The sequence below is a fragment of the Pseudoalteromonas sp. SR44-8 genome (assembly GCF_014163635.1).
GTDB classification, from domain to species: Bacteria; Pseudomonadota; Gammaproteobacteria; order Enterobacterales; family Alteromonadaceae; genus Pseudoalteromonas; species Pseudoalteromonas rhizosphaerae.
Genome location: NZ_JACJDS010000008.1, coordinates 113,181 through 127,181, shown reverse-complemented (window position 1 = coordinate 127,181; position 14,001 = coordinate 113,181). Strand labels below are relative to the sequence as shown.

Genomic DNA, 14,001 nt, shown 5'->3' with positions numbered 1-14,001 from the left:
ACCCATTTTTACTGTGCTTGCATTGCAAAATCTATTTGTTCGTAACTGAACCCTCGATACATTAAGTAGCGCACGCGCTTAGCTTTTTCTTTGTGATCGAAGTCGTCCTGTGAATTTGAATACTTCTTTAAATACGCATCCTGCGCTAACCCAAACCAATCAATTTCGAATGATTCAATCACACTTTCTAACAGTGCTCGGTCAATCCTTTTGCCCATGGCTTCGCTTTGAATACGTTTTAAGCCATGTTTTTTAGCAATGTGGCGACGTACAAAACCTTCAACATAACGCTGCTCATTTATAAAATTGTGCTCTTCACACCAATCTAATAAAGCTTCGATAAATTCAGGCGTCGCCTCTTTTTGCTGTAATTTTTGGGTTAACTCTCGACGCGAATATTCTTGGCGCCCGAGTAACCAAAGTACATAATTTTTTAACTTCTTTTGTAATGCTTCATCCATTTCTTCAGCCATTATGCGTCAAAACGACCGCTTTGATCATTATGCTGCGGCGCAACAGGCTCTGCCTCTGCAGGCGGTACGATCGGCATAAAAATAGCTTGATAAGAAACAAAAAAGCTAATGTAGCAAATTGGCATTAAAACCAACAGCGGCAAGAATGATAAAAACATTGAAAGCATCATCAAGCCTGCAATAATTGCCCCATATACACTCAATGGTGCCATGTTGTGGTAAAACACCATAAATGAACTTTTTAGCACCTCAAAAATACGTTTTTGTTGATTAAAATAAACCAACGGCACCGCATAAGAAAAAGCCGTTAAATACACCGATAACGCAATTAAAAACAGCGCAACATTTGCCATCGAGATGCTATCAATTACTTGCTGCAAGGCAATGTTAGGATCGACATTCGGATTACTCATAATCGCAATCGCTTCGGAAAATAAACCCCCAGCTAGCAAAGCCATCAATACACCGGCCGCCATTTGATAGAGCGCTAAACGTAGCAGCCCCATGCGATTACCCTTGGCGGTAAACGGTTTTAGGATATCGGCCAACATAATTTTGCCGCCTTGCTGTTTGGTGATCACCGCTTGATAAAACCCCGCAGTTAAAAACGGCGTGGCGATGGCTGCTATAATTTGTAAGAAAGGTAAAAATAGCGATAGTAAACCAATAATACCTATAAATAAGTGCATAAAAATAAAGGTAAAAGGCTGAGTTTTAAAAATAAGCCAGCCTGCTTTAAACCATTTCAGCCCTGCATCGGCCTTAAATACTCGTAATTCAATTGACATACTTGCTCTTAAATTAACAACAAAACACGCCGAGTATAACTCGGCGTTGGATGGGATTACATAGACGACAGCTTAAAATTACGGTTTTTTAATCTTCTTTATATCTAACATATGCGCACCATGCTTAATTTTCGTCTCTAGGTATGCTTTATTGCCCGCTAAACCAGCTTTAATGTGTGCATGCGTGCCAACCACTGATTCAACTTCAATACCTGCATCTTTCAAGGCATTAAGCTTTTTAGGATTATTGGTCATCAGCTTTACATGAGCCAACCCCATCGCTTCTAGCATTAATACCGCGTCAGAAAAGTCACGTAAGTCATCAGCAAAGCCCAAATGATTATTTGCTTCATAGGTATTCATACCTTGTGATTGCAATACATAGGCGTCAATTTTATTGTATAAACCAATACCACGCCCTTCTTGGCGTAAATAAAGTAAAATACCACCTTGTTGATGCATCATTTCAATACATTCGTTGAGTTGTTCACCACAATCACACCGTGATGAATGAAATACATCACCGGTTAAACATTCAGAATGCATACGAATAAGCGGCACAGACTGCTCGCTATCAGCACGATTAAACACCAAAGCAACATGCTCTTGGCCATCTTTTAAATCGCTAAATGACACGATTTCTGCGGGTATATCACTGTTTTTGCCAACATTTAGCTGGACTCTAGCTCTTACTTGCGCCACGACAAATCCAAAATTAAAAAGTAATGCGATAATGCAAACGTGATAATATCACAAAAATAAACTGCATTGAAAATAATACAACACCGCAATGAGTAATAACTATATTGAGGCAGTTACTCGCAATTCAAGCATTGCCCTGCGCTAAATCGACAATTCCACCCCACCAAAAACAAAATTCTTACCCGATACTCTAAATCAATGACATGGTTGTACCTATTTGGTATAATTTAATTAAACATAATAATAAGGAACATTATGAAAGCCTCCTCTCTACTACTTTGTCTTACCATCGCCTATTCTGGTTATAGCCACGCCGATGAATCTATACATAGTCAATTTAAAATAGTTTACCAGCAATACCTTAATGCACAGCAACAAGGCAAAGGCGCAGAAGATAAAGCTGAACAAGCCTATTTGCTAGGTAAGCAAATCTATGGAGATAAATCAGATAACACTGCAAATTTAGCCATAAACTATGCTAATGAGCTTCATCAATACCCTGCAGAAAACAAACAAAAACGTTTTACCTTGTTTGAGCAGGCTTACACTATTTTAGCGGCTAATCATCCAGCAAGTAGCATTGAACTCATCGATGCATTGCTTGGTATGGCAACCAATACTGATTCGGTAAATAGAGCCGACGCCCTATACAAACAAGTTATTGAAATCGCTGCAGTCCAAAAAGTCCCAAAATTAGTAGCAGATATGAAACTGGCTGCTGCACAAGGATTAGCGTATGGCTTTCAAGGGAAGAAATACAACCAAGCCAAACGTTACCTACTTGAGGCAGACGAGTTTTACAGCCAAAACTTACCTGAGAACTCAGTAGAGCGGATCAAAGCTGACTTTTTAGTTGCCGCTTTTGCAGAAGGTAAAAGACAATATTCTAAAGCGATTGAGCGTTTAAATCGAGTTGTAAGTGTATTTGATGATGCGCTTAGCTTCGATCATGAAACAGAGCTTAGTGCTCACTCTAAATTAGTTCACCTTTATGAAAAAACAGGTAAAAGTGACGAAGCGACCAAACATTGTTTAGCTATAGCTAAAATGGTGCCGTGGCAAGAAAACCAGCAACAAACCCCACTTTATCGTCAAGAACCTAACTACCCAGATAGTAAAGCAAGGTTTAGGCAAGATGGTTCAGTGCAAATGGAATTTGACGTTAACACCGCTGGCTTTGTAAAAAATATCACCATCATTAAATCTGAAGGTGGTGAAGCATTTGAACAAGAAGCCATTAAAGCAATGGAAAAGTGGCGTTATGCCCCTAAGTTTGAAGACGGAAAAGCAGTGGTTGCAAAAGCTCAAGTGCAGCTAGACTTTAAAATTGGCAGGTAAATACACGTAATTACTAATAACATCAGTGTTTGTAATACTGTTTATAAACACGTTTTAAGCCCAACATGACTGGGCTATTTTTGTAAGGTATCGAGTATTTTGTCACTGGCATCCTCGATTAAATCAAGTACCTGTTCAAAACCATTTTCGCCACCATAATAAGGGTCGGGGATCTCATCAACGCAGGTTCCATAAGCTAAAAATAACGACAGCTTATACTGCAAATGCGCCGGACAAAGTGCAGTTAGATCAGCTAAATTGGCTTTATCTGCAGCGAGGATCAAATCAAAGTACTCAAAGTCATGAGCGTTGACTTGTCGTGAACGTATCCCCTCAAAGCTATAGCCACGTTTAAGTGCCGCCGCTTGCGAGCGTTTATCGGGGGGATTACCAATGTGGTAGCCTGCGGTACCCGCTGAGTCAATTTCAAACTGTGATCCACGTTGTAATGCTTTAGCCTTTAACACCGCCTCCGCAGTCGGTGAGCGGCAAATATTACCTAAACAAACGATCAGTATTTTTTTCATGATTAAATTTCATCCACTAGCATCAACATGCATTCATAAGATACCAATAAAATTAAAACCTGCATACCTAGGTTACTTCCAACCTTGTAACCAGCGCTGTTGATCTTTTAAATCATGCCAATTTATTTCCATCGAACGCTTTGACATCACCGCTTCAATAACACAGCTGATAACAACGCCCTCTTCGTCAAACTCCATTTCCGTAATCATAAAATGCTTTTCTTTATTGACGGGGGAAACTGCCGTCCATTTACTGTTTAATAGTTTTCTGTGGTTAATTTTATTCATATGATTCCTATCTAACATCATTACGTATTGATCATCGTGATACGTAAACACCACCCACTGCGTTTACATTTAACTGAATGAAATGTGATTTTACAACTAACTAATCACAGCTGCATAGAGGTATAAGTCTGGCTCGACCATCAAGTGGGTTGTCTATTTTCAGGTAGTATTTACCAAGTAGGGTTGGAATTTGCGGTGCTAGTAAGAGGAATTAAATAACCAGTTACATCAGATGACTCACTATGTATTACAAGGTAGAGGTAGGCTTTAATTTATCACTAAAGCCTATATAAGCTAATGCAATTATTAAAATTCGTAACTAATACTCACGCCACCATCAGCGCGTTTTTCATTACTGTTGCTGCCTTCACCGTAGCCTAATTCAAAACGAACGCGCCAACCGCCTTCATTTAAACCACTAAAAAGGTAACTATAACTCACGCCTACACCGTTGGTCGTTTCTGTATCAAACATACCTGATAGCGCACAGCCAAAAATATTACCAAATGTCTCACCAATGTCTTTATCATCAGCATCCGGACACTCACGACCATCATCTTGTGCACCAATGGCGCCAACAACTAAGCCTAAAGCATGCTTTTTATCGCTCGTTAGCGCATGTTCAAACCCGACAGAAAAACCATCATCTAAGCCTATTTTATAGTTAGCATACCAGCGCTGTGTACCTTGTGCTGCTGATAATGATACCTCTGGTATAACAAAGTAAGGGTAGCCGCCACCGATTGAAAAATTAACATCGTTTGCATTAGATGAAAAAGTACAAATCGTTAGCAAAGCACCTAGGCAAAGCTTGTTTAATGTCATTGAAGTTCCTTTTAAGTTTTTTATTATAAAGCGAATGCTACTTTACACATTCTAGAAACAAAAAAGCAACTAAAATTGCTTTAAAATAACATCATCATAATCATCAACGTTTAACGTCACATTAAACTTAGCCGCCACATTATCAAGCTCAGCTTGCTTAATAGCTAATTCATCCATGGTGATAGTGTTATCGTCTAGTTGCCATAATAACCGCGAGCCCGCATAACTATAATGAATTGCTAACAATGCTTGAGGATTCCCCTCTCGCCCCGCCGCTTTTAATTTTGCCATTTTACGGGTGATTTTATTCAATGCTTGTTTGAGTTCCCACACATACACCACTTCGGTCATATAATCATGCGTGCGGTATTTATTCAGCGCCCAGCCAATTGTTAGGCTAGTAATAACTACACCTATTAAATTCCAATGAAAATGACTGCCACTTTCATCAGGGAATAACGCGATTAGTAGTTGTGAGATTGCTAAACTGCCAATAGCCAACGCCAAGCCGCAGCCGATAATAACGCGGTTTAAATGCTTACGATAACGAGCTTTATCAATTTGAATAAGTTGCATAACTGCCTAATAAAATAAAAACCAAAATTCACAGCCGCCATTGTAACCAATGCCCATAAGCAAACACGAAACTTTTTAAAAATATTTCACCCCTTTTTAATCTAGCGCACGTTTTAGTGATGAATACCACTTAACTTATCGAGGATTTGCTTATGCAAACAGTAGCTTTACCACACACTAATCATGCTTTAAAAACATCAACGGCCATTGTTGGTGGTGCAGCCATGACCTTTGCGGCATTTGCATTTATGCAGTACTTAATTAGTGGCGAGCAACGCGCGCCAAGCTTTATTGATGACAGCATCATTGTAGAAATATTCCAAGCACCAGAAGATTCTAAAGTGCAGCACAAGCAAACCTTGCCGCCGCCACCTAAAATGCAAACGCCGCCTAAAGTGCCGCCGCGTACACCGCCAAGTACTGATACTAATATAGTAACAACCGCAATAACGCCAGATATAAGTATTGATAAAATAGGTGGCGATATAAAAGCTAACTTACAGCGACCAACCGGTGATGCGACCCCCATAGTACGTATAAATCCTAAATACCCGCCCATTGCCGCACGAGAAGGCATTGAAGGCTGGGTACAATTAAGCTTTAATGTATCTCAAACCGGTGAAGTAATAGATGCACAAGTAACAAACGCAGAACCAAAACGCATTTTCGACCGTGAAGCACTACGGGCAATAAAACGCTGGAAATACCGCCCAAAAGTGATTGATGGCGTAGCACAAATGCAAACGGGGCAAAGTGTACAACTTGATTTTAAGTTAGACCAAACGCAATAAAAGCTCATTAACGGATAAGGGTGCCTATGCTTACAAGCTTAAAGTCATGGTTTATTAGTCAGCCCAGTAACGACTACTTGGCTGACTACGCAAAAAGTGGCGACAATCGCCACTTAACTAAACTCGTTACCTTGTTTGGCAACGATTTGTATCATTACTTAGTCACGCAAAGTAATGAGCAACTCGCCTTTGATATAAGCCAACAAACATGGTTAAAAGTGATGGAAAAACGCCATTATTATCAACCGCAAGACAACCCGAAAGCCTGGTTGTTCCGCCTTGCCCGTAATGCGTTAATCGATGAGTTTCGCAAACAACAGCGTTTTGTAGAATTAGCAGACGATACTGCAATTGCAGCACCTAATACTCAGCAAAGCTTTGATTACGAAGCCTTTAACCACGCTTTAATGCAACTAAGCTTTGTACAACGCGAAGCGCTCAGCTTACAGCAAGAAGGCTTTTCGCTTGAAGACATACAACAGATCACCCAAAGCAATCATGAAACCGTAAAAACGCGGCTACGTTATGCAAAACAAAACTTAAAAACATTATTAGGAGGCTACCATGAACAAGCATAACGAACAGTTTGAGCAGCAACTTAACCAGCATTTTAGTGAGCGTAAAAAACGCCACACACTGACGCCAGAACAACAGGCATTGTTTACGCAAATGCCGAATCAAAAAGCTAATAAAAAGCCGACTCGATTTTTATTACCCCTGCAAATGACCGGCCTCGCCTGTGCTCTAGTAGTACTGGGCTTTACCGTTTTTAATACCACAGATAACAACACAGAACAACAACACACACTTAACAACACCTTTGCCGTACAGCAAAGCAGTTACCACTTTATAGAAGTACACCAAGTAGATAATGCGGGCAGTTATTCAAGTGAAATAAAAAGCCAAAAACAACAACTCGACGACAAACTCGCCGCAGACCTACGCCTGCACCAACAGCGCTATATTGAATACGGGCAATTGGTAAAAGTTGATAACGACTGGTACATCGCCAGCTGCCACAGCGAAGTGCTCATTCAAATAAAAGACTCGCTATTGAATAACTTAAAAACCAAACACGCCGTAGAGAGCAATATAATGAAAGGCGACATGCTCGCCATGGCCCACAACAGCCAAGGCCAGATCATAGCGCTTAAACATGCAGGGGATGGGGTAAAGATGTGCAGGGGATAATCACTTGCTTCATAATACTTTGTAAAAGTTCTCAGTATTAATGACTATAATACTGAGGGTACATGCTCAGCTAAATAGAATTATGTAGCAAGATATTTGACTCTATTTTTATACTGGGTTGAACAGCAAAGAATAAAACAAGAAAAGGTGTCTTATTTATTTGTTCTGCCTGAGCTAGAGCATTGCTTTAGGAAACTATTTTTCCATTCTTGAAACGCTTTCTTACTATCTTCAGTTTCTATTCTTATATTTCTTGGGGGTGGTGAAGTCCAGCCATGTTTAAGAGGTGTTAAAGTACCATCGGGGTATACCAATTTGTATTCAAACGGAGGAGAAGCCAATTTCAACTCACTATAACTTTCAACTGCGCTCTTGCTTACAGCTACAATATTATCAGAGCTAAAATCCCATACAACTAAATTCTCACCAACATTACTGATAATATGGCCACACATAACATCATGTCGATTTTTAATTGTAATCTTGTATTTAGCTAACTCAATTTTAGATGAAATAGATTTTACGTGATAATTATAAGTAGCGTATGCCGCTAACACTAAAATCATAATAGATAGAGCATTGACAAAAAGTAGATTGGGTTCTTCTTCACACTCATTTTGCCTGTCACTATAGATAATCCCCTCGGCACGCACCTTTCTTTTTAGTACATAAGAAATATCTTTTGTCGCTTTAAACATTAATAGTGTCAACAGAATGAGTATTAATGAAAAAGGAAGACCGCTAGATACTATAGTAAAGTTATATATATCAGTATTTGATAAATAATCAAAAGCAAAAACATCCCAACTATTAAAGTAAGTAATTGTCCAAAAATAACAAAAAACACTGTAAACAAAGAAGGTAATCGTAGTTACACCCCCCCAGTTTTTAGAAGCTAAATCTATAATTTTTATATTTCTATTATCTTTCATCTTAACAATTCAAATTGATTTTATATCAATAGCCTACCTAAGGCGCTTCTCGCGGTCAAACCCAACTCAATCCCTAGATTAAAGGGAACCAATGCGGCAGCACTTTGCATCTTGCCAAGACCGAAAAGCGATCTCACGTTTAACACCCTTCCCCCGTCATCACGCCTTGAAAAGAAGTAATTGATGAGTAATTCATTTCATAGATGAAATGAAAGCCGTGACTTCGCCATGGGTGAAAAGCGTGGCTTTGAACGAGAGGCCACGGATGGCCGAACTGGGGAGCGTACATGGATGTGAAAGTTGGCCTATCTTCGCCGTTTACGTTCACATCAATTATGTTTTGAAGGATAAGCGTGATGCTCGGATGGAAAATATCGCGGCTAAAGCCAGCTCCTACTTCCAATATTTAACCTCTGTGTAGCGAAGCCCCTCTGTGCTCTCGGTGGTGATATTCACTTTTTCGCCCTAAAGGACGACCTACAATTTAAACGCCCCATTGATTTTATCGTTGCACTTTAGCCAACCAAACCACGCGCGCCAGCAAGCTTAGCGCCTACGGTGGTGAACTTATCAATGGTGTTAAACCCTTCGTGGCTAAAGCCATCTTCTACTTCAATATTTAACCTCTGTGTAGCGAAGCGCCTCTGTGCTCTCGGTGGTGATATTCACTTTTTCACCCTAAAGGACGACCTACAATTTAAACGCCCCCATTGGTTTTATCGTTGCACTTTAGCCAACCAAACCACGCGCGCAAGCAAGCTCAGCGCCTACGGTGGTTAACCCTTACATTGGAGTTAAACCCTTCGTGGCTAAAGCCAGCTCCTACTTCCAATATTTAACCTCTGTGTAGCAAAGCGCCTCTGTGCCCTCGGTGGTGATATTCACTTTTTCGCCCTAAAGGGCGACCTACAATTTAAACGCCCCCATTGGTTTTATCGTTGCACTTTAGCCAACCAAACCTCGCGCGCCAGCAAGCTTAGCGCCTACGGTGATGAACTTATCACTGGTGTTAAAGCCTTCGTGGCTAAAGCCAGCTCCTACTTCCAATATTTAACCTCTGTGTAGCGAAGCGCCTCTGTGCTCTCGGTGGTGATATTCACTTTTTCGCCCTAAAGGGCGACCTAAAATTTAAACGCCCCCATTGGTTTTATCGTTGCACTTTAGCCAACCAAACCACGCGCGCCAGCAAGCTTAGCGCCTACGCTGGTGAACTTATCACTGGTATTAAACCCTTCGTGGCTAAAGCCAGCTCCTACTTCCAATATTTAACCTCTGTGTAGCGAAGCCCCTCTGTGCTCTCGGTGGTGATATTCACTTTTTCGCCCTAAAGGGCGACCTACAATTTAAACGCCCCATTGATTTTATCGTTGCACTTTAGCCAACCAAACCTCGCGCGCCAGCAAGCTTAGCGCCTACGGTGGTGAACTTATCACTGGTGTTAAACCCTTCGTGGCTAAAGCCAGCTCCTACACAAAGTTTAGCCACCTTATTAGCGCTTGCGCGTCGCCATTACAGCAACCCTAGAAAGTGCTTTAACAGCCATCAGTACAACGCGCAGCGTAATACAGTGTCGCACTTAAAAGTCGCGTAGTGAGGCAAACTAAACTATAGTGAACTTAAGCAGCTACGAAATATCTGGCTCATGCATATATCAACATTAACCATATAGTTACTGTTGCATCCTTCAAGTACTTCTATTGATAAGCGTTAAAACTTTTATATGTAAATCAAAACAACAAACAGCCTAGTTTAAAATAGCGGTTGACCTGTGTGTTGCACATACGTTTATCATGCCATTATTGAATAACGATGGAGTTAAGTTATGTATGTTAAACAGTTAGCTAAAACTATGGGGGTGACCCAAGATACAGTGCGCCATTACACTCGTATAAAGTTACTTAACCCCATTCGCAGCGAAAGCAATGGCTATCAGGTGTATACCGCTGACGATCAACAACGCTTAAAATTTATTATCAGTGCGCGACAACTCGGTTTTTCTATTAAAGATATTCAGCAAATAGTTGCTCAGTCGGAGCAAGGCAATTGCCCTTGCCCACTGACACGAAAATTAATAACTAAACGACTCGCAGAAACAGAGCGGTTATTTCAAGAAACACTCAAACTAAGAACGCGTATGCAAGCAGCGGTAAGACAGTGGGAAAACTCAAGCGATGGTGCTGTAAGTGCCGATATATGTAGTTTAATTGAAACCTTTGTAGATCCCCTTAACGAGCAAGTTAATTCTGAGGAAGCACAATGAGTAATAGCAAAGACACAGTGCAAAATTTTATGATTGAAGGCGCTAGCTGTGGGAGCTGCGTTGCAAAAATAGAAAAAGCGCTAAAAAGTGTATCTGGTGCGCAGCGTGTTGAAATGAATTTTGCTGATCGCAGTGTGCAGGTTGAAGGCAATGCACCATCAGCAGAGCTGATTGAAGCAGTCGAAAATATTGGCTACAAGGCTAAGCCAATGAATAGCGAGTCGGAGCAAGACGCGCTAGATGAAAAAGCCAAAACCGATAACGCGCACTATAAGAAGCTAATGCGTAATATGGTATTGGCACTAGGCGTTGGCGCTCCGCTTATGCTGTATGGGCTTATTTTTGATATGAGTGTCACCACCAATACACAGCGCATTGGCTGGTTTATTGTTGGTATAGTCACTTTAGTGGTTATGGCCATTGCGGGTAAACAGTTTTACAACGGCGCATGGCAGTCATTTAAAAACCACACCGCCAATATGGATACACTGATTGCGTTGGGCACAGGTACCGCGTGGTTGTATTCTATGGTGGTAGTAATTGCGCCAAGCGTATTACCCGAGGTGGCCAGGCATGTTTATTTTGAAGCCTCGGCGATGATCATCGGTTTAATTAGCTTGGGCCTTGCCTTTGAAGTAAAAGCCCGTGGCCGCACATCTGAGGCGATAAAACGCTTAATCGGTTTACAACCAAAAACCGCTCGGGTAGTGCGTGATAACAAAGAGCAAGACATAGCTATTAGTGAGGTATTAAAAGACGATAATGTACGCGTACGCCCCGGTGAAAAAATCCCCGTGGATGGTGAAGTCATTGAAGGTAGCAGCTCAGTGGATGAGTCAATGCTCACAGGTGAGCCAATGCCAGTCAACAAAAGTGAGGGCGATACTGTTGTTGCAGGCAGTATTAATAAAAGTGGCACGTTGCTATTTAAAGCCACCCATATTGGTAGCGAAACCACACTTGCCAATATTATTAATATGGTTAAACGTGCACAAAATTCTAAACCCTCCATAGGGCGTTTAGCCGATGTAATATCCGGCGTATTTGTTCCTACCGTAATTATTATTGCGGTGCTCGCGGGCCTTGCTTGGCTTAATTTTGGCCCCGAGCCGAGCATTGCTTATGCGGTAGTGGCTGTGACTACGGTGCTTATCATTGCCTGTCCGTGTGCGCTGGGTTTAGCAACCCCTATGTCAATTATGGTTGGGATAGGTAAAGCCGCTGAATCGGGAATACTTATCCGTAATGGAGAAGCGCTGCAAACCACCTCTAAAATAACCACCATGATTTTAGATAAAACCGGCACGATCACCGAAGGTAACCCCACCGTTACCGATATCATTAATTTTAATGACAGCGATAAAGTACACGTCCTTAAGCTTGCTGCTAGTCTTGAAAGCGGCTCTGAGCATCCTTTAGCGCAAGCTATTGTAAGTTATGCTGAAAATGAAGATATCACAGTTGAAAAAATCAGCGATTTTAACGCCGTCACGGGGCAAGGTGTTACAAGCACATTTGATGGACAAACTTTATTGTTTGGCAATGAAGCGCTTATGAGCCAACATAATATCAGTATTGCAGAGGCAAAAGAGCAAGCTGAGCAATTAGCCAGCGCCGCTAAAACGCCAATGTATTTTGCCATTGATACCCAACTACAAGCCATTATAGCGGTAGCCGATCCGATAAAAGACGATTCAGCAGAGGCCATTAAACGTCTACAAAACAAAGGTATCCATGTTGTTATGCTGACCGGCGATAACCAAGCTACCGCCAAAGCCGTCGCTAACAAAGTCGGTATTAAGGACTTTATTGCCCAAGTAATGCCTGATGACAAAGCCAGTGAAGTAACTAAACGCCAAGCTAAAGGTGAAATAGTCGGTATGACGGGTGATGGTATAAACGATGCGCCGGCACTGGCACAGGCCGATGTTGGGTTTGCTATTGGCACTGGCACCGATGTGGCGATTGAGAGCGCTGATATCACCTTAATGCGTGGTTCATTACAGAGTCTTGGCGATGCCATTGCAGTTAGTAGCGCCACTATAGTCAATATCAAGCAAAATTTATTTGGTGCATTTATTTACAATGTGGCAGGTATTCCAATTGCTGCGGGGCTGTTATATCCATTCTTTGGTATATTACTCAATCCGGTCGTTGCAGGTGCTGCTATGGCGCTGTCATCACTAACTGTGGTCACAAACGCCAATCGCCTGCGCTTTTTTAAACCCAGTAAATCGTAATTTTATAAATAGGAGTAGCATTATGTTGATGATCAATATACTCGGCGCGTTGTTAATTGCGGTTATTATTTACTGGTTTTGGCTATACAAACCTAAGCAAGTGCAAAGTAATAACAACAAAATAACGATAGTGGTTAATAACGGGGTTTATTCCCCTGCCCATATTAAAGTGGCTGCTGGTAAAAAAGTAACGCTGACGTTTAATCGACAAGACAGTGCCCCATGCGCCGAAACAGTGGTGTTTCCTTCACTCGATATCAGTAAAACGCTCGCTATGGGTGAGAATAACACTGTTGAGCTGCCAGCACTTAAAGTGGGTGAATATGCTTTTCATTGCCAAATGCAAATGTATAAAGGCACGTTATTGGTATCTTGAGGTATAACAAAACTCAAAGAGACCTTGCTTCATGAAGGAATGCAAAGGGTCAAATGCACAGGTCTTGCATCTTGCCAAGACCAAATACCAATCTCACGTTTAACACCCTCCCCGTCATCACGCCCTGAAAATAAGTAGTTGATGAGTAATATCGCGCAAGGCTGGATTTTGTTCCCGACAAATCCTAAGTACAGCCATTTAGGCAATGCGCGATAAAGCGTGACTTCGCCATAGGTCAAAAGCGCAGCTATGAACGAGAGACCATGGATAGTCAAACTGGAGAGCGTACATGGATGTGAAAGTTGGCGAAAAAACGGCGCTTACATTCACATCAATTATGCTTTGAAGGAAATAGCGTGATTCCCGTCGCTGGTTAAGCCCAAAGGCAGCAGCGCCCCCCGATTTTGCTGTCGTGCCAGCGCGACAAAACCTTGAATAAGGTTTGTTTAAACAGTTAGCGAGTTTGAAAGCGACAAGTTAGCAAGCAATGACCAAAAGTTACACGCGCCAGCAAGCTTAGCGCCTACGGTGGTGAACTTATCACTGGTGTTAAATCCTTCGTGGCTAAAGCCATCACCTACTTCCAATATTTAACCTCTGTGTAGCGAAGCCCCTCTGTGCTCTCGGTGGTGATATTCACTTTCTCGCCCTAAAGGGCGACCTACAATTTAAACGCCCCCATTGGTTTTATCGT

Annotated in this window: 16 protein-coding genes; 7 read left to right on the top strand and 9 right to left on the bottom strand. The window is 41.6% G+C overall.

Annotated elements, in window-relative coordinates:
• Positions 1-8: 8 nt before the first annotated feature.
• From H5183_RS05855 to ribA, 3 genes are all read right to left on the bottom strand, one after another.
• The gene (locus H5183_RS05855) at positions 9-461 is read right to left on the bottom strand and encodes a regulatory protein RecX (RefSeq protein ID WP_182718042.1); all 453 of its coding nucleotides are present in this window, start codon (positions 459-461) and stop codon (positions 9-11) included.
• Between the two features lie 11 nt (positions 462-472).
• Positions 473-1,261: a BPSS1780 family membrane protein gene (locus H5183_RS05850; protein WP_145240902.1), complete on the bottom strand. Its 789-nt coding sequence runs from the start codon at positions 1,259-1,261 to the stop codon at positions 473-475.
• Positions 1,262-1,339: 78 nt separating this feature from the next.
• On the bottom strand, positions 1,340-1,963 hold the full coding sequence (ribA, locus tag H5183_RS05845) for a GTP cyclohydrolase II (protein ID WP_145240900.1): 624 nt from the start codon (positions 1,961-1,963) through the stop codon (positions 1,340-1,342).
• A gap of 255 nt (positions 1,964-2,218) precedes the next feature.
• Here ribA and H5183_RS05840 point away from each other — a divergent pair, with 255 nt between their 5' ends.
• Positions 2,219-3,301, top strand: a complete 1,083-nt coding sequence (locus tag H5183_RS05840) for an energy transducer TonB (protein ID WP_182731175.1) — start codon at positions 2,219-2,221, stop codon at positions 3,299-3,301.
• Between the two features lie 74 nt (positions 3,302-3,375).
• Here the strand turns inward: H5183_RS05840 and H5183_RS05835 are convergent, their stop codons facing one another.
• The 4 genes from H5183_RS05835 to H5183_RS05820 all read right to left on the bottom strand — a co-directional run bounded on the left by H5183_RS05835 (position 3,376) and on the right by H5183_RS05820 (position 5,517).
• On the bottom strand, positions 3,376-3,828 hold the full coding sequence (locus H5183_RS05835; RefSeq protein WP_145240896.1) for a low molecular weight protein-tyrosine-phosphatase: 453 nt from the start codon (positions 3,826-3,828) through the stop codon (positions 3,376-3,378).
• A gap of 72 nt (positions 3,829-3,900) precedes the next feature.
• Positions 3,901-4,116 carry a TIGR02450 family Trp-rich protein gene (locus H5183_RS05830; RefSeq protein WP_145240894.1) on the bottom strand — a complete coding sequence of 72 codons (216 nt, stop codon included), beginning with the start codon at positions 4,114-4,116 and terminating at the stop codon, positions 3,901-3,903.
• 306 nt (positions 4,117-4,422) lie between these two features.
• Positions 4,423-4,941: a hypothetical protein gene (locus H5183_RS05825; RefSeq protein WP_182731174.1), complete on the bottom strand. Its 519-nt coding sequence runs from the start codon at positions 4,939-4,941 to the stop codon at positions 4,423-4,425.
• Between the two features lie 69 nt (positions 4,942-5,010).
• On the bottom strand, positions 5,011-5,517 hold the full coding sequence (locus H5183_RS05820) for a DUF3087 domain-containing protein (protein ID WP_182731173.1): 507 nt from the start codon (positions 5,515-5,517) through the stop codon (positions 5,011-5,013).
• 152 nt (positions 5,518-5,669) lie between these two features.
• On the opposite strand from H5183_RS05820, the gene H5183_RS05815 reads away from it, so the two are divergent.
• From H5183_RS05815 to H5183_RS05805, 3 genes are read left to right on the top strand one after another with little or no spacing between them, the layout of a single operon-like run.
• Positions 5,670-6,308: an energy transducer TonB gene (locus H5183_RS05815; RefSeq protein ID WP_182731172.1), complete on the top strand. Its 639-nt coding sequence runs from the start codon at positions 5,670-5,672 to the stop codon at positions 6,306-6,308.
• A 26-nt stretch (positions 6,309-6,334) separates the two neighbouring features.
• Entirely contained in the window at positions 6,335-6,886 is a 552-nt protein-coding gene (locus tag H5183_RS05810) for an RNA polymerase sigma factor (RefSeq protein ID WP_182731171.1), read from the top strand.
• Positions 6,873-7,499 carry a hypothetical protein gene (locus H5183_RS05805; protein WP_182731170.1) on the top strand — a complete coding sequence of 209 codons (627 nt, stop codon included), beginning with the start codon at positions 6,873-6,875 and terminating at the stop codon, positions 7,497-7,499. The genes H5183_RS05810 and H5183_RS05805 overlap by 14 nt, the downstream gene beginning before the upstream one ends.
• A gap of 152 nt (positions 7,500-7,651) precedes the next feature.
• On the opposite strand, the gene H5183_RS05800 is transcribed toward H5183_RS05805, so the two are convergent.
• Complete coding sequence (locus H5183_RS05800) at positions 7,652-8,431, bottom strand: hypothetical protein (protein WP_182731169.1); 780 nt, start codon at positions 8,429-8,431, stop codon at positions 7,652-7,654.
• Positions 8,432-10,253: 1,822 nt separating this feature from the next.
• On the opposite strand from H5183_RS05800, the gene H5183_RS05795 reads away from it, so the two are divergent.
• From H5183_RS05795 to H5183_RS05785, 3 genes are read left to right on the top strand one after another with little or no spacing between them, the layout of a single operon-like run.
• Complete coding sequence (locus H5183_RS05795; RefSeq protein ID WP_182731168.1) at positions 10,254-10,691, top strand: MerR family transcriptional regulator; 438 nt, start codon at positions 10,254-10,256, stop codon at positions 10,689-10,691.
• Positions 10,688-12,931, top strand: a complete 2,244-nt coding sequence (locus H5183_RS05790; RefSeq protein WP_182731167.1) for a heavy metal translocating P-type ATPase — start codon at positions 10,688-10,690, stop codon at positions 12,929-12,931. The genes H5183_RS05795 and H5183_RS05790 overlap by 4 nt, the downstream gene beginning before the upstream one ends.
• Before the next feature lie 22 nt (positions 12,932-12,953).
• The gene (locus H5183_RS05785; RefSeq protein ID WP_182731166.1) at positions 12,954-13,307 is read left to right on the top strand and encodes a cupredoxin domain-containing protein; all 354 of its coding nucleotides are present in this window, start codon (positions 12,954-12,956) and stop codon (positions 13,305-13,307) included.
• A gap of 446 nt (positions 13,308-13,753) precedes the next feature.
• Here the strand turns inward: H5183_RS05785 and H5183_RS05780 are convergent, their stop codons facing one another.
• Entirely contained in the window at positions 13,754-13,894 is a 141-nt protein-coding gene (locus tag H5183_RS05780) for a hypothetical protein (protein ID WP_182731165.1), read from the bottom strand.
• Positions 13,895-14,001: the final 107 nt, after the last annotated feature.

Coding starts and splice junctions, on each gene's coding strand:
- H5183_RS05855 (WP_182718042.1), bottom strand. CDS start 461: ATGGATGAAGCATTACAAAAGAAGTTAAAAAATTATGTACTTTGGTTA.
- H5183_RS05850 (WP_145240902.1), bottom strand. CDS start 1,261: ATGTCAATTGAATTACGAGTATTTAAGGCCGATGCAGGGCTGAAATGG.
- H5183_RS05840 (WP_182731175.1), top strand. CDS start 2,219: ATGAAAGCCTCCTCTCTACTACTTTGTCTTACCATCGCCTATTCTGGT.
- H5183_RS05835 (WP_145240896.1), bottom strand. CDS start 3,828: ATGAAAAAAATACTGATCGTTTGTTTAGGTAATATTTGCCGCTCACCG.
- H5183_RS05830 (WP_145240894.1), bottom strand. CDS start 4,116: ATGAATAAAATTAACCACAGAAAACTATTAAACAGTAAATGGACGGCA.
- H5183_RS05825 (WP_182731174.1), bottom strand. CDS start 4,941: ATGACATTAAACAAGCTTTGCCTAGGTGCTTTGCTAACGATTTGTACT.
- H5183_RS05820 (WP_182731173.1), bottom strand. CDS start 5,517: ATGCAACTTATTCAAATTGATAAAGCTCGTTATCGTAAGCATTTAAAC.
- H5183_RS05815 (WP_182731172.1), top strand. CDS start 5,670: ATGCAAACAGTAGCTTTACCACACACTAATCATGCTTTAAAAACATCA.
- H5183_RS05810 (WP_182731171.1), top strand. CDS start 6,335: ATGCTTACAAGCTTAAAGTCATGGTTTATTAGTCAGCCCAGTAACGAC.
- H5183_RS05805 (WP_182731170.1), top strand. CDS start 6,873: ATGAACAAGCATAACGAACAGTTTGAGCAGCAACTTAACCAGCATTTT.
- H5183_RS05800 (WP_182731169.1), bottom strand. CDS start 8,431: ATGAAAGATAATAGAAATATAAAAATTATAGATTTAGCTTCTAAAAAC.
- H5183_RS05795 (WP_182731168.1), top strand. CDS start 10,254: ATGTATGTTAAACAGTTAGCTAAAACTATGGGGGTGACCCAAGATACA.
- H5183_RS05790 (WP_182731167.1), top strand. CDS start 10,688: ATGAGTAATAGCAAAGACACAGTGCAAAATTTTATGATTGAAGGCGCT.
- H5183_RS05785 (WP_182731166.1), top strand. CDS start 12,954: ATGTTGATGATCAATATACTCGGCGCGTTGTTAATTGCGGTTATTATT.